This window comes from Curtobacterium sp. PhB128 (assembly GCF_004340725.1).
In the GTDB taxonomy this organism is placed as follows: Bacteria; Actinomycetota; Actinomycetes; order Actinomycetales; family Microbacteriaceae; genus Curtobacterium.
Genome location: NZ_SLUR01000008.1, coordinates 1 through 24763 on the forward strand (window position 1 = coordinate 1; position 24763 = coordinate 24763).

Annotated in this window: 26 protein-coding genes; 14 read left to right on the top strand and 12 right to left on the bottom strand. The window is 69.6% G+C overall.

What is annotated here, in order from left to right:
- Nucleotides 1-856 precede the first annotated feature (856 nt).
- A complete protein-coding gene (locus EDF23_RS13875) occupies nt 857-1441 on the bottom strand; it encodes a recombinase family protein (protein WP_131921971.1) in 585 nt (194 codons plus the stop codon).
- A 516-nt stretch (nt 1442-1957) separates the two neighbouring features.
- On the opposite strand from EDF23_RS13875, the gene EDF23_RS13880 reads away from it, so the two are divergent.
- Together EDF23_RS13880 and EDF23_RS13885 are read left to right on the top strand one after the other, a co-directional pair.
- A complete protein-coding gene (locus EDF23_RS13880; protein WP_123291680.1) occupies nt 1958-2512 on the top strand; it encodes a hypothetical protein in 555 nt (184 codons plus the stop codon).
- A gap of 23 nt (nt 2513-2535) precedes the next feature.
- The gene (locus EDF23_RS13885) at nt 2536-2994 is read left to right on the top strand and encodes a hypothetical protein (RefSeq protein ID WP_131921972.1); all 459 of its coding nucleotides are present in this window, start codon (nt 2536-2538) and stop codon (nt 2992-2994) included.
- Here the strand turns inward: EDF23_RS13885 and EDF23_RS13890 are convergent.
- Nucleotides 2984-3352 carry a hypothetical protein gene (locus tag EDF23_RS13890; RefSeq protein ID WP_131921973.1) on the bottom strand — a complete coding sequence of 123 codons (369 nt, stop codon included), beginning with the start codon at nt 3350-3352 and terminating at the stop codon, nt 2984-2986. The two genes, EDF23_RS13885 and EDF23_RS13890, sit on opposite strands and share 11 nt — an antisense overlap.
- Nucleotides 3353-3505: 153 nt before the next feature.
- On the opposite strand from EDF23_RS13890, the gene EDF23_RS13895 reads away from it, so the two are divergent.
- Both EDF23_RS13895 and EDF23_RS13900 read left to right on the top strand, forming a co-directional pair.
- Nucleotides 3506-4042, top strand: coding sequence for an AAA family ATPase (locus EDF23_RS13895; RefSeq protein ID WP_131921974.1), 537 nt, complete (start codon nt 3506-3508; stop codon nt 4040-4042).
- 74 nt (nt 4043-4116) lie between these two features.
- Nucleotides 4117-4377: a hypothetical protein gene (locus tag EDF23_RS13900; protein ID WP_131921975.1), complete on the top strand. Its 261-nt coding sequence runs from the start codon at nt 4117-4119 to the stop codon at nt 4375-4377.
- 292 nt (nt 4378-4669) lie between these two features.
- Here the strand turns inward: EDF23_RS13900 and EDF23_RS19655 are convergent, their stop codons facing one another.
- The 4 genes from EDF23_RS19655 to EDF23_RS13915 all read right to left on the bottom strand — a co-directional run bounded on the left by EDF23_RS19655 (nt 4670) and on the right by EDF23_RS13915 (nt 9026).
- Entirely contained in the window at nt 4670-5035 is a 366-nt protein-coding gene (locus tag EDF23_RS19655; RefSeq protein ID WP_279388203.1) for a DUF1214 domain-containing protein, read from the bottom strand.
- Between the two features lie 27 nt (nt 5036-5062).
- Complete coding sequence (locus tag EDF23_RS13905) at nt 5063-6190, bottom strand: DUF1254 domain-containing protein (protein ID WP_243648928.1); 1128 nt, start codon at nt 6188-6190, stop codon at nt 5063-5065.
- Nucleotides 6191-6474: 284 nt separating this feature from the next.
- Nucleotides 6475-7647, bottom strand: coding sequence for a hypothetical protein (locus EDF23_RS13910; protein ID WP_131921976.1), 1173 nt, complete (start codon nt 7645-7647; stop codon nt 6475-6477).
- Between the two features lie 68 nt (nt 7648-7715).
- On the bottom strand, nt 7716-9026 hold the full coding sequence (locus tag EDF23_RS13915) for an MATE family efflux transporter (RefSeq protein WP_131921977.1): 1311 nt from the start codon (nt 9024-9026) through the stop codon (nt 7716-7718).
- A gap of 174 nt (nt 9027-9200) precedes the next feature.
- Between EDF23_RS13915 and EDF23_RS13920 the strand changes: the two genes are divergently transcribed.
- Complete coding sequence (locus tag EDF23_RS13920) at nt 9201-10382, top strand: ATP-binding protein (protein WP_123294496.1); 1182 nt, start codon at nt 9201-9203, stop codon at nt 10380-10382.
- A gap of 164 nt (nt 10383-10546) precedes the next feature.
- On the opposite strand, the gene EDF23_RS13925 is transcribed toward EDF23_RS13920, so the two are convergent.
- A complete protein-coding gene (locus EDF23_RS13925) occupies nt 10547-11884 on the bottom strand; it encodes a solute carrier family 23 protein (protein WP_131921978.1) in 1338 nt (445 codons plus the stop codon).
- Between the two features lie 98 nt (nt 11885-11982).
- Here EDF23_RS13925 and EDF23_RS13930 point away from each other — a divergent pair, with 98 nt between their 5' ends.
- Genes EDF23_RS13930 through EDF23_RS13940 form a run of 3 tightly spaced genes read left to right on the top strand, consistent with a single transcriptional unit; the run spans nt 11983 to nt 16373 of the window.
- Nucleotides 11983-13431, top strand: a complete 1449-nt coding sequence (locus EDF23_RS13930) for a hypothetical protein (protein ID WP_131921979.1) — start codon at nt 11983-11985, stop codon at nt 13429-13431.
- Between the two features lie 39 nt (nt 13432-13470).
- Entirely contained in the window at nt 13471-15435 is a 1965-nt protein-coding gene (locus tag EDF23_RS13935; protein WP_131921980.1) for a M13-type metalloendopeptidase, read from the top strand.
- The gene (locus EDF23_RS13940; RefSeq protein WP_131844979.1) at nt 15435-16373 is read left to right on the top strand and encodes a serine hydrolase; all 939 of its coding nucleotides are present in this window, start codon (nt 15435-15437) and stop codon (nt 16371-16373) included. Before EDF23_RS13935 ends, EDF23_RS13940 begins: the two co-directional genes overlap by 1 nt.
- A gap of 9 nt (nt 16374-16382) precedes the next feature.
- Here EDF23_RS13940 and EDF23_RS13945 read toward each other — a convergent pair whose 3' ends face one another.
- The 3 genes from EDF23_RS13945 to EDF23_RS13955 all read right to left on the bottom strand — a co-directional run bounded on the left by EDF23_RS13945 (nt 16383) and on the right by EDF23_RS13955 (nt 19068).
- Nucleotides 16383-17738 (bottom strand): hypothetical protein, encoded by a 1356-nt coding sequence (locus EDF23_RS13945; protein WP_131921981.1) that lies wholly within the window; start codon nt 17736-17738, stop codon nt 16383-16385.
- 59 nt (nt 17739-17797) lie between these two features.
- Nucleotides 17798-18217: a GNAT family N-acetyltransferase gene (locus tag EDF23_RS13950; RefSeq protein ID WP_123294502.1), complete on the bottom strand. Its 420-nt coding sequence runs from the start codon at nt 18215-18217 to the stop codon at nt 17798-17800.
- Between the two features lie 137 nt (nt 18218-18354).
- Nucleotides 18355-19068, bottom strand: a complete 714-nt coding sequence (locus EDF23_RS13955) for a DUF4232 domain-containing protein (protein ID WP_131921982.1) — start codon at nt 19066-19068, stop codon at nt 18355-18357.
- A 99-nt stretch (nt 19069-19167) separates the two neighbouring features.
- On the opposite strand from EDF23_RS13955, the gene EDF23_RS13960 reads away from it, so the two are divergent.
- A complete protein-coding gene (locus EDF23_RS13960) occupies nt 19168-19443 on the top strand; it encodes a hypothetical protein (protein WP_123294504.1) in 276 nt (91 codons plus the stop codon).
- Nucleotides 19444-19446: 3 nt separating this feature from the next.
- Here the strand turns inward: EDF23_RS13960 and EDF23_RS13965 are convergent, their stop codons facing one another.
- Nucleotides 19447-19887 carry an NUDIX domain-containing protein gene (locus EDF23_RS13965; RefSeq protein ID WP_279388209.1) on the bottom strand — a complete coding sequence of 147 codons (441 nt, stop codon included), beginning with the start codon at nt 19885-19887 and terminating at the stop codon, nt 19447-19449.
- Entirely contained in the window at nt 19884-21206 is a 1323-nt protein-coding gene (locus tag EDF23_RS13970; protein ID WP_131921984.1) for a glutamyl-tRNA reductase, read from the bottom strand. The genes EDF23_RS13965 and EDF23_RS13970 overlap by 4 nt, the downstream gene beginning before the upstream one ends.
- Nucleotides 21207-21253: 47 nt before the next feature.
- Here EDF23_RS13970 and hemE point away from each other — a divergent pair, with 47 nt between their 5' ends.
- From hemE to EDF23_RS13995, 5 genes are all read left to right on the top strand, one after another.
- Nucleotides 21254-22351 (top strand): uroporphyrinogen decarboxylase, encoded by a 1098-nt coding sequence (gene hemE, locus EDF23_RS13975; RefSeq protein WP_131921985.1) that lies wholly within the window; start codon nt 21254-21256, stop codon nt 22349-22351.
- The gene (locus EDF23_RS13980) at nt 22348-23688 is read left to right on the top strand and encodes an FAD-dependent oxidoreductase (protein ID WP_131921986.1); all 1341 of its coding nucleotides are present in this window, start codon (nt 22348-22350) and stop codon (nt 23686-23688) included. The genes hemE and EDF23_RS13980 overlap by 4 nt, the downstream gene beginning before the upstream one ends.
- 100 nt (nt 23689-23788) lie before the next feature.
- Entirely contained in the window at nt 23789-24043 is a 255-nt protein-coding gene (locus tag EDF23_RS13985; protein WP_017887727.1) for a hypothetical protein, read from the top strand.
- Nucleotides 24040-24498, top strand: coding sequence for a phage holin family protein (locus tag EDF23_RS13990; protein WP_123339231.1), 459 nt, complete (start codon nt 24040-24042; stop codon nt 24496-24498). The genes EDF23_RS13985 and EDF23_RS13990 overlap by 4 nt, the downstream gene beginning before the upstream one ends.
- Nucleotides 24499-24530: 32 nt before the next feature.
- Entirely contained in the window at nt 24531-24761 is a 231-nt protein-coding gene (locus tag EDF23_RS13995) for a DUF3618 domain-containing protein (RefSeq protein WP_111083767.1), read from the top strand.
- Nucleotides 24762-24763 lie beyond the last annotated feature (2 nt).

Genomic DNA, 24763 nt, shown 5'->3' on the forward strand with positions numbered 1-24763 from the left:
CACATCTCCACCTATCGAAGGTGCTCGGGCAGATCGTCGACATCGTGCAGCAGCATAGACACCACCACCGGCGCCCTCGTCTCACTGAACGATCGACTACCGGACTCCGTCTGGTCCCGCCTTCGACTCTCTGGTCACTCGGGGTGACCGAAGATCGACAGGGGGATCCAGATGATGCCAATCATCGCAGCCCTCCAGCGAGAACACGCACGAGCCCCGGAGTCATCGCACGCTTCGGACCGCGGCAGCTCTGCTGGGCGTCAACGAAATACTGCGCGATCGGCACCCGACGCACCAACGCGGCGACCGCTACCGCAACGATTGCCGGCCCAGCGATGAGTCCGGGGATCCACAGGGACTCCACCCAACCAGGTCGACTTGATGGCAGTGAGGTGTAGCTGTCCGGTGTCGATCGTCAAGCGGCCACAGGTCAGGAGCCGGCAACTGTAAGAGCCAGAACGATGACAGTCGCGCCGATCACGACTCCGATCGCGCCAGCCCCGATCATGCCCATGCGCGCGAGTCGCGGCCGGAACGGTACTCCGAACCTTCCCCAGGATGCCTCAGAGATGGCGCGCGCAAGTCCGCGTGAGGTTGTAATCACGCCAATGCCGGCGACGATCACAAAGCACCCCATGGTGACCATCTCGACTTGCTGTCCAGACATCGGGGCTCCGTTTCTGCTCCCAAGCACGCTACCCAAACCTGGGACGCTCGTGCTTTGAGCTGTCCCGAAAGCCGGTCTTGGGTTCAGCGGACGAGCTTGCTCGAAACTGTCTGGCCGCGTCCGTTACGGTTCCGGTCGCAGGTGAGGCTCCGCTCTCGAACGCCTGCGTTTGAGAGCGGAGCTGGGGGGTTAGCGGTTGGGATGTGCTTGTCGTTCGATGCAGCGGTAGACAGTGGCTCGTCCGATACCGAACAGCTCGGCGAGTTCAGCGACCGAGTGCGTGCCGGCTTGGTGGACCTCGAGGAGGTGGCGTTGTTGCGCGTTGCTGAGTTTGGGTTGCCGGCCGCGGAGATGGCCCTTGGCTTTCGCGATCTGCATCCCTTCCCGTGTTCGGGCTCGGATCAGGTCGGATTCGAACTCGGCCACCATGGCGAGGACGTTGAACAGCAGCCGGCCGACGGGATCGTTCGGGTCGTGGACGGAACCGCCGATGTTCAGCTTGACGTTCTTCGCAGTGAGCTCGTCGACGATGTCCTTCGCGTCGCGGAGGCTTCGTGCGAGCCGGTCGAGCTTCGCGATTACGAGAGTGTCCCCGTCACGACAAGATGCGAGCGCTTCGCGCAGCCCTGGTCGAGATCTGTTCGTGCCAGTCAGGCCATGATCGGTGTGGATGTTGGGCGGGAGGACTCCAAGCCGTTCAAGCGCGACTCGCTGAGCGGTGAGGTCCTGTTCGTAGGTTGAAACGCGGGCGTACCCGATGAGTAGAACGTTCATGGCGCGAGGATCCGCCGACTTCGAGGGTCCGCCTCGTCTCGCAACGCGATCGGCTACCGGACGCCCGTAGCGTCGTGATCATCAACTGCCGCTGAAGAGTTCGATAAGCAGGAGGGTGATGCCCGTCACCGCCACAGCAGCATTGCGCGCGCACAGCGCCTTCCGGGGGCGATGGCTCGGCTGCCTTCGCTGACGAGTTTGCTGCAACTCCGATCCGCGACCTCCGAAAGGGGTACAAGCTAGTGGGGCGAAACACCCGCTCGAGACATCGCGGCTCGTCTGTACGGTTATTCAGGTACGCCGACAGCAACGAGAAAGGCTTCAACGATGAAGTTCAGAACCGCCGCCTTCAGCGCAGCGACCCTTGTCCTCCTCAGCACTCTCGGGCTTGCTGGCCCCGCCAGCGCGGCCACGTCAGCGACCGACGACAACGGCGCAGCTGGTCAAGCCTGCGTCCAAGCGGCAACCGACCTCACCAGCAGCGGTGGAACAGGCGACTTCGCCTGCCTCATCACCATGTCCTCCGAAGAGGCGGCGAACCTCGCGCCACAGTCGAACGCCCGTGCCGACAGCGTCGGCTGCTATAACAGCACCCCCGTGCGCACGATCTGGGCTCCATCGTCGAGCGACATCGTCTACGGCGTGATCTACGGACAGGCGAACGACCCGACCAACGGCTCCTGGAGCAACTGCATCGACCTCACGTTCACCATCGGACTGCAGACCGACAAGCACATCTTCGGCCTGTCCGCTTTCTCCGTCCTCCGCAACTACAACGTGGACCTCAGCGGTGGCATCACTCTTGAGCAGATGGAAGGACTCCTGCCCAGCCGGACGGTGGACTCCACGGGGTACTCGAACCTCTCCGGCGACGGCTTCAACTTCACCGGCTCGATGGGCGGAACACACAACGGCACCTACATCTTCAAGCTCGGCAACATGAAGATCCAGGACTACGAGCGTGCGCACACGTTCAACCTCAACCTCGACCTCTCCACGTACCGTTTCCTGTGCACCCCGGGAGACAGCTGCCGGTACCCGGACGGCAAGGAAGCGCCGGTCTTCGGCTGAAACACCTAAGAGGAGGAGCGCACGTGAACAACCGCATCGAGGCAATTCGTGAAGCCATCAGAGCAGACACCGACCGTAGCGTCACCGCGACAGTCCTCATGCAGGACTTCAACGGTGTCGACGAGTGGAGTGTGAAGACCGACCTCCGGGACGCCAGCTGGACCGCCATCCACGTTGCAACGCAACGCACCATCGTCTCCGACGGCTACAACGAGCGCATCGGTGAGGGGCACAGCAAGCGCCCCCATCCGGCCGCGAGCCTCATCTATCCCGACAGCATGTTCATCTGGGGTGGTGATCAGTCCGACTGGCATCCGACCGACGCAGAAGACGGGGACGGCTTCACCGTGCTCGTCCTTCGACACCGATTGGACCGTTCTCTCCTTGCTTCCATCACCTACGACCAAGAGCTGAATCTCTTTAGCAGGTTCGACTCGCCAACCCGCCTCATCCACCTTCGAGACGCCGCAGTCAGCCGGTGACAGGTACGTACGCCGTCACCCTTTCGTTGGGCGATGACGAGGGCATGAGGTCGTCCTTCTTCCCACGGATGAGGAAGATCGCCAGGAGCGATGCGATGACCATGGCGATGCCGGAGGCGAGGAACGCGGCTGAGTATTCGTCGGTGAACGCAGTCAGCTGGTCACCACCGGCGGCGAGGGTGTGCTCGACGGCGCTGGCGTAGAAGACGGTAAACACGGCCAGGCCGATCGATCCGCCGATGTGGAAGGTCGAGTTGACGGTCGCGGAAGCGACGCCGGCATCCTCGGGCTGCACACCGGTGAGGGCGAGGTTTTGCAGCGGCACGAAGAGCATCGCCAGTCCAATCCCGAGGAGCACGAGCGCAGGGAGGCTGAACTAGGACCAGCCAGTAAATAGGCGGCAGGCCAACGAATCGAGGGGTGCGATGGACCTGTCTCGGTAGACAATCCCTCAACGGTCTCCTCTCCCGAGTGACCCGACATCTCTCCGTGTGCCTGCGAGACTCGCACGATGGACCTCGACGAGCTCGGTCAACGGATCTGCATTCTCGGGCCGTCCAACAGTGGCAAATCGACCCTTGCGGCCGCCGTCGGCCGAGCCCGCTCGCTGCCGGTCGTGCACCTCGACCAGTACCGACACCTACCCGGAACAGACTGGCTCGAGCGACCGGACCTCGATTTCGAGTACATGCACAACGAAGCAATGAGCACCGATCAGTGGGTCATCGAGGGCAACTATTCGCGTTGGTTGCCGGCCCGGTTGCAGCGAGCAACCGGTCTGGTGCTGCTGGATGTCTCGACCGCCGTGGGCATCGTCCGCTACTTTCAGCGCACCTTCTTCGAGCCCGACCGTGCTGGACGCTTGGAAGGCACTCGTGACCGAGTCCGCGTCGAGATGCTGCGCTTCATGCTCGGGCCTGCCAGGAGGAACCGGCTCCGTTATCAGCAGGCCTTCGACGAGTTCGAGGGGCCGAAGGTGTTCCTGTCGGACCGCGCTGCCTTGGAGACCTTCTACCGCCGCAACGGACTGGTCCGTCGAAGCCGATGACGCTGTCCGACAGCCGATCGATCACTGGACAGCAGTCTGGACGCGCTCAGACCCGTCGGAACAGTTGCTGTCCAGTGATCGATGAGTCACCGGACGCCGCTAGTGGAGAGTTGAATGCAAGCATGTTGTCCCGTATTCAGCCTCGCGTGCTCGGCCTTGCGATCGGCGTCGGGGCTCTGGTTGCGGGACTCGTCATGGCCGTCCTCGGCGCCGGCGTCGGTTACGTCGGGCTCGTAGCCGGCGGGCTGGTCATCGCTGCGATGGGACTGCTGGCGGCAATCGTTGGTGCGATCGGCTTCGCCCGACACGGGTCCGCCCGAACCGAGCGTGAGTGAACGAAGTGAATATGAGCGACTGATAGGCGTGTCCGGTAGTCCATGGGTCACCGGGCACCCTTGAGCACGCGCAAGGGCCTAAGTGCTCCGCCATCAAGGTTCCCGGCGGTCAGGTGCCCGTTGACGGGGATCTTGATGCTGAGCGCCGTGATAGCCACGCACACGATGCGTGATCATGCGGCGGCGTCCCGTCGGCGCCGCTAACTGTGGTGTCCAGCGGGGATTGGAGATGTGGATGCGCTGGCAACTGCAATCTGGTGCGATTTACGCAAGACGGGGACGCGGACGGGACTTACCGTTCGGTGCGCACGATCGCGGGCGGGGTCCAGCGCCCGTCGAGGACCTCGTCACCTGGCTCGTACATGCGCAGGACCGGACGGAATCGTCCCGCGGGGCTCGGCAACCAGTTCGCATCGGGCGACTCGGGCTGCTGGTGCGCGATGGTGACCGTGAGTGCACCGTCGGCGTCTTGGGCGACGTCCGGCGTGCGGTCGCCGATCGAGTAGCGGTTGATGGGGTTCGCGACGAGGAAGAAGTCCGGCACTCCGTACATCGTGAGTGACCAGAACGCGCCCACCGGTGGTGGTGGTGCGAGGCGGAAGGTGTACTCGTGCGTGCCGTCGAGCTGGTCGCCGTGATCGTCGACGAACGTCATCACGTAGGCCGCTTCGTAGGCGTGGTTACCTCACAACCCGCCGAGCGCCGCACCGGCACGCTCGGCGTAGCGAACGGTCGGATCCTCGATGCGGAACCGCTCGTCGTCGAGCGCGCCGACCTCGAAGAAGTCGAGGTTGTAGTCGAACACGTGCAGCGTCATCTTCCAGCCGTTCACCTGCGGGCTGGAGCCGGACTCGAGGATCTGCCGCAGTCGGGCCGAGGCCCCCTCGAGTGCGGACGTCAGCGCCGCCACGGCATCGTCGGGCAAACCAACGTACGGCGACGCCGCCGAATTCACGCCGAGCCCCGCGAAGGACCGTTGCACTGCGGCGTCACGCGGCGCCGGCGGGAACTGCTGCGACCAGACACGGAAGCGCTCGAGAAACGCCAGCGCGTCCGGCACCTCCGGGTCGGGAACGGCCAGCCCGTGCGGTGCAGCATCAGGCGTGCGGGGAGTCAACGTCGTCGCGTCTTGGAGCGCGTGCACCGTCGGGAGGTCGGTGTCGCCGTCGACTGCCCACCGTCCGACGATGGAGGCAACCGCGGTCGGGAACCTGATGACCGTGTCGTCATCGTCAGGTTCGCCGTCCCAGTCCGGTGGCACGAGCAGGTAGTCGCCTGCGGCGGTGCCGGTGGCGCGGTGTCCGACGTAGGCGAAATTGTTCGTCCAGGCATCGACGAACTGCAGCACGTAGTACCGCCCCGCCGTGTCGGGCACGTGCAACGCCACCGGCCCGCTGCTGAGGTCGACTTGAGCCATCGAGTAGAGCGTGTCGTTGTTGATCGTCACGAAGGTGTCATCGGGGCCGGCAAGGGTCCGTCCGTGGCTGAAGGTGTTGAACGCAGCGGCCGGTACCGCGCCGATGCCGTCCGTCGTGAACCGCAGCACCTGGAGCAGGTTGAACACCAATGGGAACCCGTAGATGTACGCGTTCGTGACGAGCTGCACATCGATCTCGCCTGTCAGGGGATCATTCGATTCGGCCATGCAGCTGAGTCCATCCGCCCAGCCCGCCGAGGTCGCCACCCAAAACAGGTGGTCTTCCGTGCGGCGGCCGCGCCGCTGGTCACAGGGAGCGCGGTGCAGATCACCACTCTCCTTGGGTCGCCGGCCAACGCAGAAGGCGGGGGCGAAGCTCGCCTTTAGAAGCCCCACCCCCCTCGGCACGGCACCTGACCACCACCGTGACAGCGCAAGCGACAGTAGGCGGGCAGCGTGTCAAGCGCGGCGACTGTCCGTCGTCCCTCTCATGAGAATCGAGCCAGCGCAAACCGTCCCGGTAGCCGGTCGACTACCGCGACTTCGTGCGCAGCGGTCCAGCTCCCCCTCGAACCCCGTGCTTCCTGATGGGGGCGTTCTCGGATAGGTGGTCCGAAACGATTCCGAATGACGGGACGTCAAACGAGGCGTTCCACCGACGCCCACCACGTGCGGAGGAATCAGCGCCGCCGCACCCCGAGCCCCACCACCGCCACGAGGTTGACAGCACTCCCCACCAAGAACCCCGTCGTCCCACCCGCGACGCCGGCCACCGGCCCGAGCACCGCCATGAGCCCAGCACCGACGACGAACCCGGCGACCGAGGCCAACGCCACCTGCCGTGACCGCCCCGATGCGAGCAGCAGCGCCGCAGGCACGAGCCCGACGGTGAACACCCACACCGCGACCATCAAGTACCGCAGGTCCGCCACGGCGGCAGCGCCCTCGGCGGGGTAGACGATCGGCAGGAACCACCCGGCGAGCAGCGCCACCAGACCGAACACAACGGCAGAAGCAGCGGCGAACCCGACGACGAGCATCAGCGCTCCGCGAGACCGCAAGGACCCACCATCCGTCTGGTGCGCAAACGCCGGTACGAGCACCTGCCCCAACGCCTGCCCGAGCATCGACGCCGGCGTCGCCAGGGTGAACGCCGCCGCGTAGACCCCGGCCTCGTGCGCCGACGAGGTCACCTGCGCCGAGATCATCGTCAACTGCAGCAACCCGTTCGAGGTCACCACCGCCAGCACGTTCCACGCCGCGAACCCGAGCGCCCCGGCAGCGGGTTCACGAGCCGCAGGGCCGAAGTCGTTCCCCCGAGGCCAGCACGCGATCGCGAACACCGTGTACCCGATGGCCAGCGGCAGCAGCACGAAGGGCTCGAGCCGAGTGACGCACGCCACCACGAGCAACCCGAGCGCGAGCACGCTCGTCACCGAGTCCCAGAGCGCGACCCGCGGTGCCCGACCGTAGCCGAGCTGCGCTCCGCGGGCGTAGCAGTACAGGCCGTAGCCGACGACGACCCCGACACCACCGAGCACCATGCCGGGGCCGTTGCCCCAGGCGACCGCGACCGGCACGGTGACCGCGGCGAGCACCACGGTCGACACCAGCATCGACAGCCCGAGCACCCGGTTCACCGCGGCGTCCGACCGCCGACCCAGCAGCGCGATCGCCAGGTACCGAGAGGCGGTGTTGCCCGCGGGGTTCGGCCAGAGCAGCGCGACGAACACCGACAGGGACAGCAGCGCCGTGGTCTGCCCGAGGGTCTCGGTGCCGAACACCCGACCGACGACGACGGTCACGAGCAGCTTCGCGACGCCCTGCACCCCGATCCCGACCGTGGCGAGCACGGCCGACGACGCCACAGAAGACGACGGAGCCACAGGCACAGAAGCCCCGCTGGAAGAACCAGGCCCGCTCACCGCGCCAAAGCCTGTTCCACCCATCCACGCCGATGCGCGCGCACCCCGAGCGTCACCGCCCGGACCCCGATGTACCCGAGGGCGAACGCCGCCCACAGCCCCGCGAGCGTCCCGCCTGCCCACCACAGCAGCGGCAGGTACACGACCAGGTTCACGCCTCCCGCGATCGCCAGGTACCGCGCATCCCCTGCGCCGATTAGCACCCCGTCGAGCACGAAGACGTACCCGGCGACGGGCATGCCGACGGCGATGAGCACCAGCACGAGCGGCAGCGCGTCCCGCACAGCGGACGAGTCGGAGAACACCGGCCCGAGCACTCCGCTCACGGCCAGGGTCAGCGCCCCGAGCAGCGCCCCACCGACGATCCCGAGCAGCACGAGCCGCCGCGTCACCAGCCGTACCCGGGCCGGGTCCCGCGCCCCGAGGCCGTGCCCGACGAGCGCCTGCCCGGCGATCGCCAGGGCATCGAGGGCGAACGCCAGCGTCGAGAAGACGGTCAGCCCGACCTGCGTGGTCGCGAGTCCCGCGGTCCCGAGCCCGGCAGCGGCCCCGACGGTCGCGAGCATCGCGATCCGCAACGACGCGGTCCGCAGGAACAGCCAGGCCCCGGACCGCAGCGCCCGGACGACGCCCGAGGCGCCGGGCCGCAGCGGCGCTCCCGACGATCGCGCGGCGCGCACCGCGATCCGGACGTAGACGATCGCCATGGCCCACTGCACGATGACGGTGCCGGCGGCGGACCCCTCGACGCCCCACCCCGCGCCGTAGATCAGGACGGCGTTCAACAGCCCGTTCGCGACGAACCCGATGGTCGCGACGACGAGCGGGGTCTTCGTGTCCTGCAGCCCGCGCAGCAGCCCGGTCGAGGCGGTGACGACCAGGATCCCGGGCAGCCCGATGAGCGACACCGTCAGGTACGCGGTCGCCGCCGCCGAGACGTCGGGCGACGCACCGAACAGGTCGACGAGCGGCCCGGCGAGCGGCCACCCGACGAGCGCGAGGACCACTCCCAGCACGAGCGCGAGCCACATCCCGTCGATGCCGGCGTGGACTGCGCCGCGACGGTCACCACCGCCGAGCGCGCGCGCCACGGCCGGAGTCGTCGAGTACGCCAGGAACACCAGCAGCCCGGTCACCGTCGACAGCACGGCACTCGCGAGTCCGACGGCCGCCAGGGGTGTCGCACCGAGGTGGCCGACGAGTGCGGTGTCGGTGAGCAGGAAGAGCGGCTCGACCACGAGCGCGCCGAGCGCGGGTACCGCCAGCCGCACGATGTCGCGATCGACCGCACGCCGTTCGCTGGTCAATGCGGGTCGCGTCGGTCGGGGCACCGGCCCATTCTGGCGGCGATGCGCACCCGTCGTGTCGGCAAGCAAGGTGAGTGTGGCCGCAGGGCGGGCAAGGGGCCTACCGTCGCGAGGAGTCCTGGTGTCGGACGCTCCTCCTCGATAGAATAAAATAAATACGATTCGGAGGCCCCGATGGTCGAGACAGCACCGTCCCCGTTCACACCGGGCTACGGCAGGAAGCCTGTCATCTTCGGCGGGCACAGGGAAGAGCTCACGGATCTCCGTGCCGTGTTCGACACGCTCGACTTCGGCGAGAACCATTCCGTCCTCGTCTCTGGACTGCGTGGTGCTGGCAAGACCTCGTTCATGACGACCCTCGAAGATCATGCCCGTGACGCTGGTTGGCTGGTCATCAGCGATGACGCCAGTGCGGGGCTCATGGGACGGGTGATGGACTCAACCATCCCTACCCTCATCAACGACATGACCCCGGCGAGTCGAGCGCGACTGACCTCGTTCGGGGTCTGGGAGTTCAGCGCGGACATCGAGTACGTGAACCGGCACCGCAGTGTGAAGCCGCAGCTGCGCTCCGACCTCACCGCCCTTTCTTCTGCGCTCGGAACGAGCGGGGGCATCCTCATCACCATCGACGAGGTGTCCTCCGGCAAGGTCCGTCTCCGTGAACTGAGCCGTTTCGCTCTGCAGATCTCGCACGCACTCCGTGACGGTGCGCAGATCATGGTCGTGTTCGCCGGGGTGAAGGTGAGCCTCGACGCACTTCTCGCAGAAGAGCACACCACCTTCTTGCGACGCTCACGCGAGGTGGAGTTCGAGCGCCTGACCGCACCGGAGACGCGGCGGGTGTTCGCCGAGACAGCGCGCGTCGGTGGTCGGCGCGTAGAAGATGAAGCGCTTACCAAGCTCGTCTCCCTCTCCCAGGGCTACCCCTACCTTGTGCAGCTCGCTGGCGACTACGCGTGGCGGAACAACTCGACAGCACCCACCATCACCCTCGCCGACGCCAGCGTCGCCCACGACAAAGCCATCAGGGCGGTCGAGAGTCGAGTCATTAGCCGTGTCTACGGCGACCTCTCCGATGTCGATCAGAAATTCCTTGACGCAATGGCCCAGGACGACGATCGCACGAAAGTCGCCGACATCGTCAAGCGCATGGGTGTGTCCGATGCGTACGTGCAGGTCTACAAGAAGCGCCTCATCGACAGTGGGTACGTCCACGCAGCCGGACACGGGTACGTGCAGTTCTCCCTGCCTTACCTCGGCGCCTACATCCGCCGCCAGCTTGCTGCCGAAGCACGCGACGGCGGTGGCAGCGGCGGGTGGGACGCCTATCCGGCGCCTGACTTGCCCTCGTGAGCAGACAGGGCACGGCCAGCGGCGTCGTTCCGTTCCGCGCGTGACGCGGGATCTCCGACCCGCGCCGTGACGGACGGGAGGCCCGTGGCCGTGTCCGCCACGGGCCTCCCGTCCGGTGGTCCCACGTCGTCAGGCCGGACGCGCGTTCCGGCCGACCACTCGCGTCAGTCGGCGCGTGGTTCGGCGGGGACACCGCCGGTGGCGGCGTGCGCGTCTTCGGAGGCGACGGGCGTCGCCTCGTCGGTGCCGCGCGCCCGCCCGATCAGGTCCATCAGGTGGTACACGACGATCGCGGCGATGGTGCCGAGGATGATGCCGCCGAAGCTCGCCTGGCCGAACGCGAACGTGAAGTCCGCGATGCCGATGATGAGCGCGATGCCAGCGGTCAGCTGGTTCTTCGGCTTCGAGAAGTCGACCCGGTTCTCGACCCAGATCCGGATGCCGATGACACCGATCAGACCGTACAGGGCGGTGGTCGCGCCGCCGAGCACGCCGGCGGGGACGGAGGAGATGACCGCACCGATCTTCGGGGAGAGGCCGAGCAGGACGGCGGCGATCGCGGCGACCCAGTACGCGGCGGTGGAGAAGACGCGGGTGGCGGCCATGACGCCGATGTTCTCGCCGTAGGTGGTGGTGGCGGAGCCGCCGCCGGCACCGGCGAGCACGGTGGAGATGCCGTCGGCGAAGAGCGCCCGGCCGGTGAGGGGCGTGAGGTCGCGTCCGGTGAGCTGTCCGACGCCCTTCACGTGGCCGACGTTCTCGGCGACGAGCGCGAGGACCACCGGCACGAACGCCAGGTAGATCGCGAGCTGCGACGGGTCGAACGCGGGAGCGGTGAACGTCGGCAGGCCGATCCACTTCGCGTCGGCGACCTTCGAGTAGTCGACCTGGCCGCCGATGAGCGCCGCCACGTAGCCGATGAGCACGCCGATGACGATGGACAGGCGACCGATCAGCCCCTTGAACAGGACGGTGACCAGGATGATCGCGGCGAGGGTGATGACCGCGACGACCGGGGCCGCGGTGAAGTTGTTCTTCGCCGCAGGCGCCAGGTTGAACCCGATCAGGGCGACGATCGCACCGGACACCACCGGCGGCATCAGGCGGTCGATCCACCCGGCGCCAGCCAGGTGCACGACGAGCCCGACGATCGCGAGCAGGGCGCCGACGACGATGATGCCCGACAGGGCGAGGGGGATGCCGCCGATCTTGGTGGCAGCACCGATCGGTGCGATGAAGGCGAACGACGAACCGAGGTAGCTCGGCAGCCGGTTGCCGGTGATGAGCAGGAACAGGATCGTGCCGATGCCGCTGAACAGCAGGGTCGTCGACGGCGGGAAGCCCGTCAGCAGCGGCACCAGGAAGGTGGCGCCGAACATCGCGACGACGTGCTGCACGCCGAGACCGATCGTCCGGCCCCAGGTCAGTCGCTCGTCCGGTGCCACGATCGTCGTCGCGGAGACGGTCTTGCCGTCGCCGTGCAGCTTCCACGGAAGTCCCATGCGATGACCGTACCGGCAGCCGTGGGCCCGTGACGTCCCGCGATTCCCACCTGTGGACAACTTGTATATGGTGTGTGGAGTACCACCGGAGGAGCACCATGCCGCATTCGTCCCCGTCCATCTCCCCAGCACGTCGCGCCCTGGCGACCGTCGCCGTCGCGGCGGTCGCGCTGTCGCCTGTCGTGGCTGCCACATCGGCCAGCGCCGCGAACGGGTCCAGTGCCGCTGCGACGCGGCAGACACCGCGGGCCGACTTCACCGCCGGCGTGCGGTCGATCGACCACGGACTTGGTGTCGTCACACTCGTCGGGACCGGGCCGGCCGGGGGCAGCGTGGGCATCACGGGCGACGGCGTCGAGACCAGGTGGACCGAGGCCGGCCCTGACGGGTCCTGGAACACCCCGGTCCGGGTGCGATCGGGCGCACGCGTGCTGCACGTCACCTCGCAGGTGACCGGACGACAGGTCGACGTCCCGGTGGACGTCCTCGTGCTCACCCCGCCGGAGATGCTCGCCACCGTCGACGGCCTCGCCCGCACGATCACCCTCGACGGCTCCGGGTACCCCAGGGCGCACATCGTGATCAAGGACGACGGGGAGACCGTCGCCGAGGCCGATGCGGATGCGGACGGTGCCTGGTCCGCCACCCTGCGGGACCTGGCCTTCGGCGACCACCACATCGAGGCGTGGCAGTACTTCGACGGCACGCACAACGGGGGTGTCGACGACGTCTACACGGTCTCGGGCGCCGCGATCGTGTCCACCGCGACCGCTTCGCGTGAGATGGAACGGGTGTCGATCGCCGGACGGGCACCGGTCGGGACGACGCTGCGGTTCGCGGACGCCGACGGGCCGGTCCTCGACCCCGACGGCCGCCCGGTGACGGCGACGACCGCGGCGGACACCTCGTGGTCCGTCGAGCTGCCCATCCCGGCCACGGCCCGCTTCTACTCCGTCACCGTGACGACCTTCGACGGCGCGACCGAGCTCGGCGCGACCGAGGCGCGGGTCACCGTCCCGCTCGCACTCACCGGCACGGTCGACGTCCTCGCCGACGGGTCCGTCCGGCTCGCGGGCACCGGCGAGATCGGTGGGGTCGTCGCGCTCGAGGCCGAGGACGGCACCGCGATCGAGAGCGCCGACGGACACCCGATCGCGACGTCGATCGGACGCGGCTGGGAACTCACGGTCCCGCGCACGCTGCTGCCGGGCGACGTGGTCGTCGCGCGACAGCGGGTGGACGGCGTCGAACAGGGCGCGCTCCGCCTGGTGCTGCCGAAGCTCCCGGTCCACCCGACGCCGCGGCCGGAGCCCGGCCAGGGCCCCGGTCACGGCACGGGCTCCGGACCCGAGGTGTCCACCGGGACCCACCCGACGGCCCAGCACGCGGCAGCGGGCCGGATCACCGTCGCCTCGGCGAAGCAACTGGCGTACACGGGAACCGACCCCGGCGTACCCATCCGGATCGCCGCTGCACTCCTGGCGTCCGGCCTCGGGGGGCTCGTCGTGGCCCGCCGGTTGCGTGGTCGCGCAGCCCACCGCGACTGACTCCGCTCGAACATGGCGTCGGTGGCTATCGTGGACGGCATGACCGACGTCGCACGTGCCTCCGGCATCCACACTGACGAACTCGACCCCGCGGTGCGCCCCCAGGACGACCTGTACCGCCACGTGAACGGCACCTGGATCGCCGAGACGCCGATCCCCGACGACAAGGCCCGCTACGGCTCGTTCACGGTGCTGGCCGAGGCCGCCGAACTCGCCGTCCGCGCGATCATCGAGCGCTCGCAGCAGGCCGCCCCCGGCACCGAGGAGCGCAAGGTCGGTGACCTCTTCTCGTCCTTCACCGACGAAGCACGGCTCGAAGAGCTCGCCACCGCGCCGATCGAGCCGCTGCTCGCCGAGATCACGGCCATCGAGTCCGTGCCCGAGCTCATCGCCACCGTCGGACGCATCGAGCGCCTGGGGCTGCCGAGCTTCCTGCAGCTCTTCGTCGACAACGACCCGGGCGACCCCGAGTCCTACGTCGTGTTCCTCGAGCAGTCCGGTCTCGGCCTGCCCGACGAGTCCTACTACCGTGAAGAGCGCTTCGCCGACATCCGGACGAAGTACCGCGAGTTCGTCGCGGCGATGTTCCCGCTCGCCGGGTTCGAGGACGGCGGCGACCGCACCGAGCACGTCATCGCGCTCGAGACGGCCCTGGCGTCGAAGCACTGGGACAACGTCACCACCCGCGACAGCCAGAAGACCTACAACAAGCTGCCCTGGGCCGAGGTCGCGGCGCTCGCCGAGGGCATCGACCTGCAGACGTGGTGGCAGGCCATCGACGCACCGGCCGGCGCGTTCGAGACGGTCGTGGTCCGCGAGCCGTCGTTCATCACGGGCCTTGCCGAGCTCCTGCGCGACCAGCCGCTCGAGGTCTGGAAGGACTGGCTGCGCTGGCAGGTCATCCGTGGCTCGGCCGCGTACCTGACGAGCGCGTTCTCGGCCACGAACTTCTCGTTCTACGGCACCGCCCTCACCGGGGCGCCGAAGCAGCGCGAGCGCTGGAAGCGCGGCGTCTCCCTGGTCGAGGGCGCGATGGGCGAGGCCGTCGGCCGGATCTACGTGCAGGAGCACTTCGACGAGACCTCGAAGGCCACGATGGACGACCTCGTCGCCAACCTGGTCGAGGCGTACCGGCAGAGCATCACGGCGCTCGACTGGATGACCGACGAGACCCGTGCGCGTGCCCTCGACAAGCTCGACAAGTTCACGCCGAAGATCGGGTACCCGGTCAAGTGGCGCGACTACTCGGCGCTGCCGGTCGTGCCCGACGACCTCGTCGCGAACGTCCGCGCCGTCGCGTCGTTCCAGGTCGACCGCGAGCTCGGCAAGATCGGCAAGCCGATCGACCGCGACGAGTGGTTCATGACCCCGCAGACGATCAACGCGTACTACAACCCCGGTTTCAACGAGATCGTGTTCCCCGCGGCGATCCTGCAGTTCCCGTTCTTCGACGCCGAGCGCGACGCCGCCGCCAACTACGGGGCGATCGGTGCCGTCATCGGCCACGAGATCGGGCACGGCTTCGACGACCAGGGCTCGCAGTACGACGGCGACGGCAAGCTCGAGAACTGGTGGACCGAGGCCGACCGGACGGCGTTCGAGGAGCGCACGAAGGCCCTCATCGCCCAGTACGACGCGCTCGTCCCGACCGAGGTGCCGGACGGCCACGTCAACGGTGCCCTGACGATCGGCGAGAACATCGGCGACCTCGGTGGCCTGTCGATCGCGTGGAAGGCGTACCTGCTGTCGCTCGACGGCCAGGAGCCCCCGGTCGTCGACGGCCTGACCGGTGCCGAGCGGTTCTTCCTGAGCTGGGCGCAGGCGTGGCAGATGGCGATCCGTCCGGAGGAAGCCGCGCGCCTGCTGTCGATCGACCCGCACTCGCCGAACGAGTTCCGGTGCAACCAGGTCGTCCGCAACATCGACGGCTACTACGACACGTTCGGCGTGACCGAGAAGGACGCGATGTACCTCGACCCCGCCGAGCGCGTCGCGATCTGGTGATGGTGGAGCCGGACGCGGCTCGGTCGTCACGCCGTCGGCGGCCGGAGGACCGCTCGGGTGGTGGCGGTCGGGCGCGCGGCCGGCACAGCGGTCGGCCGGACGACCGGTTCGGCGCCACGACCGAGGCCCTCGGCGCGCTCGCCCTCGACGGCGCCGGGGTCAGTGCCTCGGTGATCGACACCTCGACCGGCAAGGCCCTGCTCGCGATCGACGACACCGTCGTGCAGCCCGTCGCGAGCCTCGGCAGGGTGCTGCTGCTGATCGAGGTCGCGGCGCAGCTCGAGGACGGCCGCCTGCACGGTGACCGCCTGCAGCGCATGGCGCGGGACACCGCGACCGGCGCCGGCCTGTGGCAGTTCCTGCAGGAACCGACGATGCAGGTGCCCGACCTGGCGACCCTGGTCGGTGCCACCGGCGACACCTGGGCGATGAACGCACTCTTGTCGACGGTCGGCATCGACGCCGTCCGCGAGCGTGCCGAATCGCTCGGCATCGAGCGGACCGCGCTGATCGACCGGGTGCGCGACCGTCGTGGTCCCGATGACGCCCCGGATGCCTCGGTGGCCCCGACGGGTGAGCTCGCGTGGGTGATGCGCGGACTGGCGCTCGGAGAGGTCGTGGACGAAGCGGTCTCGAACCGGGTGCTCGGCTGGCTGTCGCTGGCGAGTGACCTGAACCTGGTCGCCGGCTCGTTCGGCCTCGACCCCCTGGCACACCGTGCGCTCGACCACGGGTTGCAGGTCGTCGCGGTCACCGGATCGAGCACCGGCGTCCGCGCCGAGGCCGGGATCCTCCGCGGCCCGGGCTCGTCGGTCAGCTACGCCGTGACGGTGACGTTCGACGACGCCTCGTTGCAGCGGCGCCTCGCGGTCATCGAGGCGTTGCGGACCATGGGCACCGAACTGCTCGAGGCAGTGCACGCCCCGGCGCGCCGCTGACCGGGTCGCTCAGTTCCCCTCGGACGTTGCGTCGGGTGGCGGCACGCAGGCCGACTCGGCGGTGAGGCTCAACCCGTCGACGGTGCCGCGGATGCTGGCGGTGGCCGGGTCTGCGCCGGAGGAAGACGACCAGGAGTCGCGGCCCATCGCGCGGTCACTGACCCCGAGGCCCTCGGACGTCCAGAGCGCGGTCACGGCGTCGAACGGCTCCTGGGCGTCGTCGACCACGTCGAACACGGGCACCACGCTGAGCGCCGTCGCCCGGGTGCCGGTCGGGTCGGACGACCCGGACGTCGCGCACTGTTCGGTGCCCGTCGTCACGGTCGCCGGGACCCCGGCGGCGGCTGCTGACCGCTCGAGGAACGCGCGGAGCACGGTGGCGCGGTCGTCGACGTCTGCAGGGACCCACGGGGTCGGCGTGGGACTCGTCGGTGCGTCGCCGTCCGGACCGGCATCCCGCGGCTTGGGTGCGTCGAGGGGGAGCCCGAGCCACCCACTGACCGCGCCGCTGCCCAGGTCGAAGGCGGTCCGCGGTGCGCGGTGTGCATCGGCTGCCTCGTCCGTCGTCGCGGCGAGGGTCTCGGCGACGTCGCCGAGCGGACGCACGCCGATCGACAGGGACGGCCGATCGGCCACTGCCGGGAGGCCGGAAGCGTCGTCGGGGGCCCGCGCCGCGTCTGCGTACGTCGTCCCGGGCGAGTAGTAGAGGCGCTCCACGTGGTGGTCGTCGGCGAGTGTGTCGATCATGCGCATCAGGGCCCGGCCGGGGTGCGTGGCCGTGACGTCGACGGACACGTCGCCGCGGCTCAAGGTCGTCGTCCTCGTCGTACTCGTGTTCGTCGGCTCTGGACCGGTGATCGTCCGCGCACGTTTCGCTGCATCGCTGAAGCTGACGTCCCGCACGAGCCCGATCCTCGAACCGGTCGGGGTCATCCACAGCTGTCGCACGAAGGTCCGCGTGCGCAGCCGACCGGCCAGGCCGACGACCCTGCGGTCCATCGGATCGAGGCTGACCGGAGCGGTCTTCCGCGCAGACGGCACGTCGAGTGTCACCTGCAGCGTCGTGCCGGTGACACCGCGCTCGGCCGTCCGCCGGACCCGCTCGGCGACGGCGAGGTCGGCGGTGTCCGCGGTGACCCGGAGCGAGGTGAGCCAGTTGTCCGGGTCGTCCTTGGCGTCGAACTGGCGGATCTCGCCCTCGGTCGAGCCCACGCCGGGCAGCCGATCGACGTCCGCGATCAGGTCCGCGAGCGCCGACTCCGACCCGTGCGGCGGCGGTGGCATCGTGCACGCTGCGAGTGCCAGCAGGGCCCCGAGTGTGGTCGCGATCGCTGCCGCGGACCGTGTTCGTCTTCGAGCCCCCATGCCGTGAGTCTAGGAACGGGCCGTCGCAGTGCGGTATCGGTCGCGAGACCCATCGGTGCTCAGCGGAGGACCACGAACGACCGCAGCGGCTGCGGGGCGACGTCGTGGACCTCGACGAAGCCACGTGACTCGTAGAACGCGCGCTGACCTGGCTCCGCATCGGTGAGCAGGACCGTCTGGCGGACACCCGCGTACCGCTCGAGGACGGCGTCGAGCAACGCGCCGCCGACGCCGGACCGGTGCGCTTCCGGCACCACGAGCAGGTCCTGGACGTAGACGATCGTCACGCCGTCGGACACCGTGCGGACGAGCCCGAGCATGCGGTCGTCGTCGTCGCGTGCGGTCAGCACGGTGTGGGAGCCGGCGCTCGCCCTGGCGAGGGCGGCGGGGTCCTGCGTGTACACGGTCCACCCGACGGCGTCGTAGAGGGTGAGGAGTTCGTCGGTCCCCGGTCGTTCGTCCCTGATGGCGAAGGTCATCGGTCCATCGTGCACGAGGCCCGAGGCGGCCAGGCCGAGGCCGACACCGCCGCCGGGCCTCCGGTGAACTGCCGGAGGTGCCCTTCGTGGGCATCACGGCGATCCGGCTGCCTGACGAGCCAGCCGTCACCCACCCGCTACGACGTCGCCTGCCCCTCCGGCACGAGCGCCTGCACGGACAGCAGCGACGCATCGGCGGACGAGCACGCCTGGTAGTCGGCGTCCTTCACGAACAGCGACTGCTTGGATCCGGGCGGGTACACGCGGAAGCCGTCCGGGGTCTTCGGTGAGCAGTCGGCCTTCGAGTAGTTCCCGGCCTGGACGATCTTGAGCGGTGCCACGGCGGTCTGCCCGGCGGCCAGGGTCACGGTCGGGTGCGGTGAGCTCTTCTCCTGCGTCGCCGCAGCACCGATCTGGGTGCCGTTGCCGCCGCCGACGAACGAGACGCCCGGCCAGCCCTGCAGGGTGCAGGTGGTCGACCCGGTGTTCTGCAGGGCGAGGTGCACGATGACGCTGCCGGCCGCACCGCCGCTGCCCGGCTCGATGCTGGCGGCGAGCGAGGACGCGGCACAGCGACTGCCGGCGGCCGACCCGGACCCCGACGACCCGGACCCCGACGAGCCGGATCCGGAGGACCCGGAACCGGTGCCGGCCGACGCCGACGAGCCGGACGACGGGGTCGCGGACGACGACGCCGCCGACGAGGACGACGACGCGGACGGCGACGGCGCGGGTGCGGTCACCGTCTCGGTGGCGGAGGGCTCCCCGCCGGAGGCACAACCCGCCAACGCCCCGACTGCGACGAGCCCGGTGACGGCGAGCAGGAACTTCGATCGACTGCTGCGTTGCATGGTGCACAGGCAACCACCACCGGGAGATCGCGGTTCGGTCGGCATCCAGGGACCGCGAGCACACTCCGGAGCAAGGAACCCGAGCAGCGGAGGTCGGACATGACGGGCAAGCACGAACAGGCACGTGGCGACGAGGGCCGAGCGGACGGGGTCGAGACCCGCGCAGGTGCCTTCACGGACAGCGACATCCCCGGCGAGGAGCGCGTCACGACGACGGAACCCGTCGGCGAGTTCGTCGCGAGCGACATCCCGGGCGAGGCCCGCCCGGAGTCGAGCGGACCCGACGGCGAGTACGTCGAGTCGGACATCCCCGGCGAGGCCGAACCGACGCAGGACGGCGAGACCGGTCACTACGTCGACAAGGATCAGGCCTGACGACTAGTCGATGCGCTCCGCCGCCACCAGGCGGCGGAGCGTCTCCACGCCCGCTGGCGGGCAGCGACCGGCGTCCGCCGAGGTCACCCACTCGACCTCGTCGACCTCTGCCGAGGCGACGGGCGTAGCGGAGTCCAACGGGCCTCCTGGTCGGACCAGGAACAGGGTCATCGCGACCATGGTGCCTGGTGCCTGCCCGTGGGCCGGCTCGAGGACGACGCCGAACGGGTCGACGTCATCGGCGGTCACCCGCAGGCCGGTCTCCTCGTGGGCTTCGCGGATGGCGGCGTCGAGGTCGGTCTCGCGCGGCTCGGCCTTGCCGCCGGGCAGGTAGAGCACGTCGCGCGATCGCGCGCGCACCATCAGCACACGTCGATCACGGATCAGCAGGAGCGCACTGACACGCAGCGTGGGTGGCTGGGTCGTGTCGGCCGGGAGGCTCAGCTCGCGTCCGCCTCGTCGGCGCGCTTCGAGACGGTCGGGTCCAGGGCGGTGCGGTCGGCGAGCGGGACGACGGGCGCCGGCAGCTCTGCCTCGGGCTCGGGTCGCACGCCGAACAGGGCGTCGATGGCCCCGACGAACTCCTCGCCACGGCCGGCGCGGCCGAGCTCGCGGGCGCGGACCGACGGGCGGTGCAGCAGGACGCCGACCAGGTGCCGGAGGGCGCGCTCGGTGTGCTCAGCGGACTCGCCGTCGGCGTCACCGCGGCGCTTCGCACGGTCGATCTCGTCGTCGAGGATGTCGAACACGTGCTTGCGGAAGGCGACGAGGGCCGGGGTGGTGGACTGCTCGAGCGCCTGCGCCCGGAAGCGGGACACGGCGTCGTCGACCATCGCGCGGGCCTCGGACTCGGCGTTCAGCTCGGAGATCGGGGCGTGCAGGCTGATGGTCTCGAGGTCGAGCAGCTCGACGCCGTCCACACCGGCAGCGGCCGGGTCGACGTTGCGGGGGAGTCCGAGGTCGATGACGATACGGCGGATGCCGTCGTCGAGGTCGGCCGGTGCGACGACCGGGAGCTCGCTCGACGTGCAGGTGATCACGACGTCGCTGGTGCCGATCGCGTGGCGCAGGTCACGGGCGGCGACGAGGTCGTGCTTCGCGGCGAACCAGGCGGCACGGCCCGAGGGCGAGAACACCTGGATGTGCACGGCGCCGCGGTCGCGCAGGGCCGCGATGGTGGTGGCCGCGTAGCTCCCGGTGCCGATCAGCAGCACGCGGGTGTCGGCCCAGTCGGTGACGCGCGACGACGCGAGCTGCAGGCCGAGGCGCACGAGCGAACGACCGGCGGCACCGATCCGGGTGCGGGTCTTGACGCCGCGCGAGGTGTGGGCGGCTTCCTGGAACAGCCGCTCGAGGTCCGAGGTGGTGGTGCCGTTGCTCCGGGCGTCCTCGAGCGAGCGGCGGACCTGGCCGGAGATCTCGGTCTCACCGACGACGACGGACTCGAGTCCGCTCGACACGGCGAACAGGTGCTGCACGACGTCCTTGCCGCCGAGCACGTTGACCGAATCACGCAGTTCGGTGGCGTCCAGGTCGCTCGCAGCGGCAACGGCCTGCACGGTGGCGGCGACGGCGGAGTCGCGGTCGTCGCCGGCGATGTCGAGGTAGGCCTCGAAACGGTTGCAGGTGGCGAGGACGACGGCGCCGTCCAGGACGTCGGAATCCGTCACGAGGTGGCCTGCTGCGGCCGGGGCAGCGATGCTCAGTCGCTCCAAGAGGTCGAAGCTGGCGTTGCGATGCGACGCCGTGAGACAGATGAGCACGTAGCCAATGGTAACGCGCTCGATGGGACAATCATCCGGTGACCGACGTGACGACCACATCCCTCCCCGACTCCCACCCCCTGGCATCAGGGCGGACGAGCGGGTCCCGCCTCGTCCGGGCCCTGCGGGGTGACCGTCCGGAGACGCTGCCGGTGTGGTTCATGCGGCAGGCCGGTCGGTCGTTGCCCGAGTACCGCGAGCTCCGGGTGGGCACGGCCATGCTCGACGCGTGCCTCGACCCCGAGATGGCGTCGGAGATCACGCTGCAGCCCGTCCGCCGGCACGGGGTGGACGCCGGCATCTTCTTCAGCGACATCGTCGTGCCGATCAAGCTCGCGGGCGTGGACGTCGAGATCGTCCCCGGTCGCGGCCCCGTGCTCGGCTCGCCGATCCGCACCGCGGCGGACGTCGACGCCCTCGAGCCGCTGGACGCGGCGGCCCTCGAGCCGATCCGGCAGGCGGTCGCCCGCACGGTCGAGCAGCTCGGCGACACCCCGCTGATCGGATTCGCAGGCGCACCCTTCACGCTCGCCGCGTACCTGGTCGAGGGCGGCCCGTCGAAGGACCACATCCGCGCACGCACCCTCATGCACGCGGAGCCGGAGACCTGGTCGCGGCTGCTGGCCTGGGCGGCCGAGGTGTCGGGGGCGTTCCTCCGGGCCCAGGTGCTCGCCGGGGCCTCGGCCGCACAGCTCTTCGACTCGTGGGTCGGGTCCCTGTCGCGCGCCGACTACGTCCGGTACGTCGCACCGCACTCGGCGCAGGCGCTGTCCCACGTGACCGACCTGGGCGTGCCGCGCATCCACTTCGGCGTCGGCAGCGGCGAGGTCCTCGCCGACATGACCACGCTCGGCACCGACACGGTCGGCGTCGACGCGGTCGGGGTCGACTGGCGGCTCCCGCTCGACGAGGCCGTCCGCCGCGTCGGCACCGGCGTCAGCGTGCAGGGCAACATCGACCCGGCGATGCTCGCGGCCCCGTGGGAGGTCCTCGAGGCCCATGTGCGCGAGGTCGTCCGCCGCGGTGGCGCCGCCCGCGCCCACGTCGTGAACCTCGGCCACGGTGTGCCGCCCGAGACCGACCCGACGGTGCTGACGCGCGTCGTCGAGCTGGTCCACTCGCTCGGTGACGGGTCTGCCGCGTGACCGACGTCGTCGTGGTCGGCGGCGGGATCGCCGGACTCGTCACGGCCCGTGACCTGGCGAAGGGCGGCGCGGACGTCGTGCTCGTCGAGTCGTCCGGCGTGCTGGGCGGCATGATCCGGCGGCACACGGTCGGCGGCCTCGACCTCGACATGGCGGCGGACTCCTTCGCGACCCGCACGGACGCCGTCGGCCGCCTGGCGATCGAACTCGGGCTCGGCAACGACGTCGTCGCCCCGGACCCGCGCGGTGCCTGGTTGATGACCCGTGACGGCCGGACGTCGCCGATCCCCGCGACCGGGCTCCTCGGCATCCCGAGCACCCCGATGGCCGCCGACGTGCTCGCCGTGGTCGGGCAGAAGGGCGGGCTCCGTGCACAGATGGACTCGCTGCTGCCCGGACCGGTCGGCGCCAAGGCAAAGTCCCTGGGCGAACTCGTCCGGCGGCGCATGGGGGAGCGGGTCCTCGACGACCTGGTCGTCCCGATCGCCGGCGGGGTGCACTCCACCCACCCGGACCAGCTCGACCCGGAGCGGGTGGCTCCCGGCCTCCGTGCGGCACTGCTCCGCGAGGGCTCGCTGGCCCGCGCGGTCCTGGCACTCCGGGCCCGCGCGGCCGCCGGTACCCCGGTGCAGGGGATCCGCGGCGGGATCGTCCGGCTCGTGGACGAACTCGTCGCCGACATGGAGACCTACCGCGTCGACGTCCGGCTGCACACCCGGGCAACCCGGATCGAGGCGCACGCGGTCGAGGTCGTCTCCGCCGACGGCACGGTCGAACGCCTGCCCGCGCAGCACACCCTGTCGTCGGTGCCCGATCCCGAGCGCACCGTGGCGCCGGACCGGACCGGGATCGAGCTCGTCACGCTCGTCGTCGACCAGCCCGAGCTCGACGCAGCCCCCCGCGGGACCGGGATGCTCGTGCACCCGGACGCGCAGGCCGTGTCGGCGAAGGCCCTGACGCACGCGACGGTGAAGTGGCCGTGGCTCGCCGAGGCGGCTGCCGGCCGCCACGTGCTGCGCCTGAGCTACGCGACGCCCGCCGACGCGACCAGCGCACCGGGCGCGAGCGGTCCCGACGACGCGGCCACGAGCCTCCCGGTCGACCCGGACGGACCCGTCGGCACCCGAGCGCTGCACGACGCGGCCACGCTGCTCGGCGTCCCCCTGACGGCGACGCACGTCGTGGGCGCTGCGCGCGTGCGCTGGCACGGTCCGGACCTGACCGCTGCCGGCCTCGGAGCAGGGGTCATCGGCATCGGTGAGGTCGCGACCGGACGGGGCCTGGCCGGGATCATCGTGGCCGCCCGCACCGCCGCTGGACAGATCCTGGATTCCTGAGCGGACCCCAGACCGCCCGGGGGCTACTGTTGGTGAGACCGTCGGACGTATTCCGTTCGGCGCATGACCACCGCACACTGAACCAACGGAGGAATCGCACATGCGCGGAAAGCTCCTGTTCGTCGCCGGCGCCGCACTCGGGTACGTCCTGGGATCGCGAGCCGGACGGGCGCGGTACGAGCAGATCAAGACCGTCAGCGGCAAGGTCTGGAACAGCAACGGCGTCCAGAAGGGCGTGCACGTCGCCGAGGACTTCATCGCCGACAAGACCCCGGACGTCGCCGAGTTCATCGGTGAGACGACCAAGAAGGCCGTCCGCAAGGTCGGTCAGAAGAAGGACACCACCACCTCATGACCGACACCCGCGACCGCAAGTCGCGTTCGCTGTTCGGTCTGGTGGGCGACGTCCCGAAGCTCGTCAAGGGCCTGGTCAAGGGTGAGATCGACCTGCTCAAGGCCGAGATGCTCACGAAGGCCAAGATCTTCGGGCTCGCCGCGGGGCTGCTGGTCGGAGCACTCGTCATCGTGCTCTACGCGATCGGTGTGCTCCTGACCGCCGCCGTGATGGGCCTGGCGACCGTGATGCCGGCCTGGCTCGCAGCGCTCGTGATCGCCGTGGTGATGCTGATCGTCGCCGCCATCCTCGGGTGGATCGGCTGGAAGCGCCTGAAGAAGGGCCTCCCGATCACGCCGAAGCGCACGATCGACAGCGTCAAGAACGACATCAACGCGGTGAAGGGGATGGGCAAGAAGCCCACTCCGCCGAGCCAGTACGGCAGCCGCAAGCCGGACGTCGGCGGCCGGTTCTGAGCCCCGACAGCCGCACCACCGACGGAGGAACCGTGACCGATCCGCACGACGATCTCGCAGACCGCGTCGCCGCGACCCGCGCCCAGCTGTTCGACACCCTCGACGCGATCGAGGACAAGCTCAACGTGCCGAAGCAGATCGGCATCGCGGCGTCGAAGGTCAAGCGTGGCATCGACGAGAAGCCGGTCCCGTACCTGGCCGGCCTCGCAGCCGGGGTAGCGGTGGTCGGGGGTATCGTCGTGATGGTGCTCCGACGGCGGTAGAC

What these genes read in the sequence shown, in the direction of transcription:
- EDF23_RS13880 (WP_123291680.1), top strand. Translation starts at nt 1,958, where the DNA reads ATGTCCTCCGAAGAGGCGGCGAACCTCGCGCCACAGTCGAACGCCCGT.
- EDF23_RS13990 (WP_123339231.1), top strand. Translation starts at nt 24,040, where the DNA reads ATGACCGACACCCGCGACCGCAAGTCGCGTTCGCTGTTCGGTCTGGTG.
- EDF23_RS13875 (WP_131921971.1), bottom strand. Translation starts at nt 1,441, where the DNA reads ATGAACGTTCTACTCATCGGGTACGCCCGCGTTTCAACCTACGAACAG.
- EDF23_RS13920 (WP_123294496.1), top strand. Translation starts at nt 9,201, where the DNA reads ATGGTCGAGACAGCACCGTCCCCGTTCACACCGGGCTACGGCAGGAAG.
- EDF23_RS13945 (WP_131921981.1), bottom strand. Translation starts at nt 17,738, where the DNA reads ATGGGGGCTCGAAGACGAACACGGTCCGCGGCAGCGATCGCGACCACA.
- EDF23_RS13985 (WP_017887727.1), top strand. Translation starts at nt 23,789, where the DNA reads ATGCGCGGAAAGCTCCTGTTCGTCGCCGGCGCCGCACTCGGGTACGTC.
- EDF23_RS13895 (WP_131921974.1), top strand. Translation starts at nt 3,506, where the DNA reads ATGGACCTCGACGAGCTCGGTCAACGGATCTGCATTCTCGGGCCGTCC.
- EDF23_RS13935 (WP_131921980.1), top strand. Translation starts at nt 13,471, where the DNA reads ATGACCGACGTCGCACGTGCCTCCGGCATCCACACTGACGAACTCGAC.
- EDF23_RS13940 (WP_131844979.1), top strand. Translation starts at nt 15,435, where the DNA reads ATGGTGGAGCCGGACGCGGCTCGGTCGTCACGCCGTCGGCGGCCGGAG.
- EDF23_RS13950 (WP_123294502.1), bottom strand. Translation starts at nt 18,217, where the DNA reads ATGACCTTCGCCATCAGGGACGAACGACCGGGGACCGACGAACTCCTC.
- EDF23_RS13925 (WP_131921978.1), bottom strand. Translation starts at nt 11,884, where the DNA reads ATGGGACTTCCGTGGAAGCTGCACGGCGACGGCAAGACCGTCTCCGCG.
- EDF23_RS13955 (WP_131921982.1), bottom strand. Translation starts at nt 19,068, where the DNA reads ATGCAACGCAGCAGTCGATCGAAGTTCCTGCTCGCCGTCACCGGGCTC.
- EDF23_RS13930 (WP_131921979.1), top strand. Translation starts at nt 11,983, where the DNA reads ATGCCGCATTCGTCCCCGTCCATCTCCCCAGCACGTCGCGCCCTGGCG.
- EDF23_RS13960 (WP_123294504.1), top strand. Translation starts at nt 19,168, where the DNA reads ATGACGGGCAAGCACGAACAGGCACGTGGCGACGAGGGCCGAGCGGAC.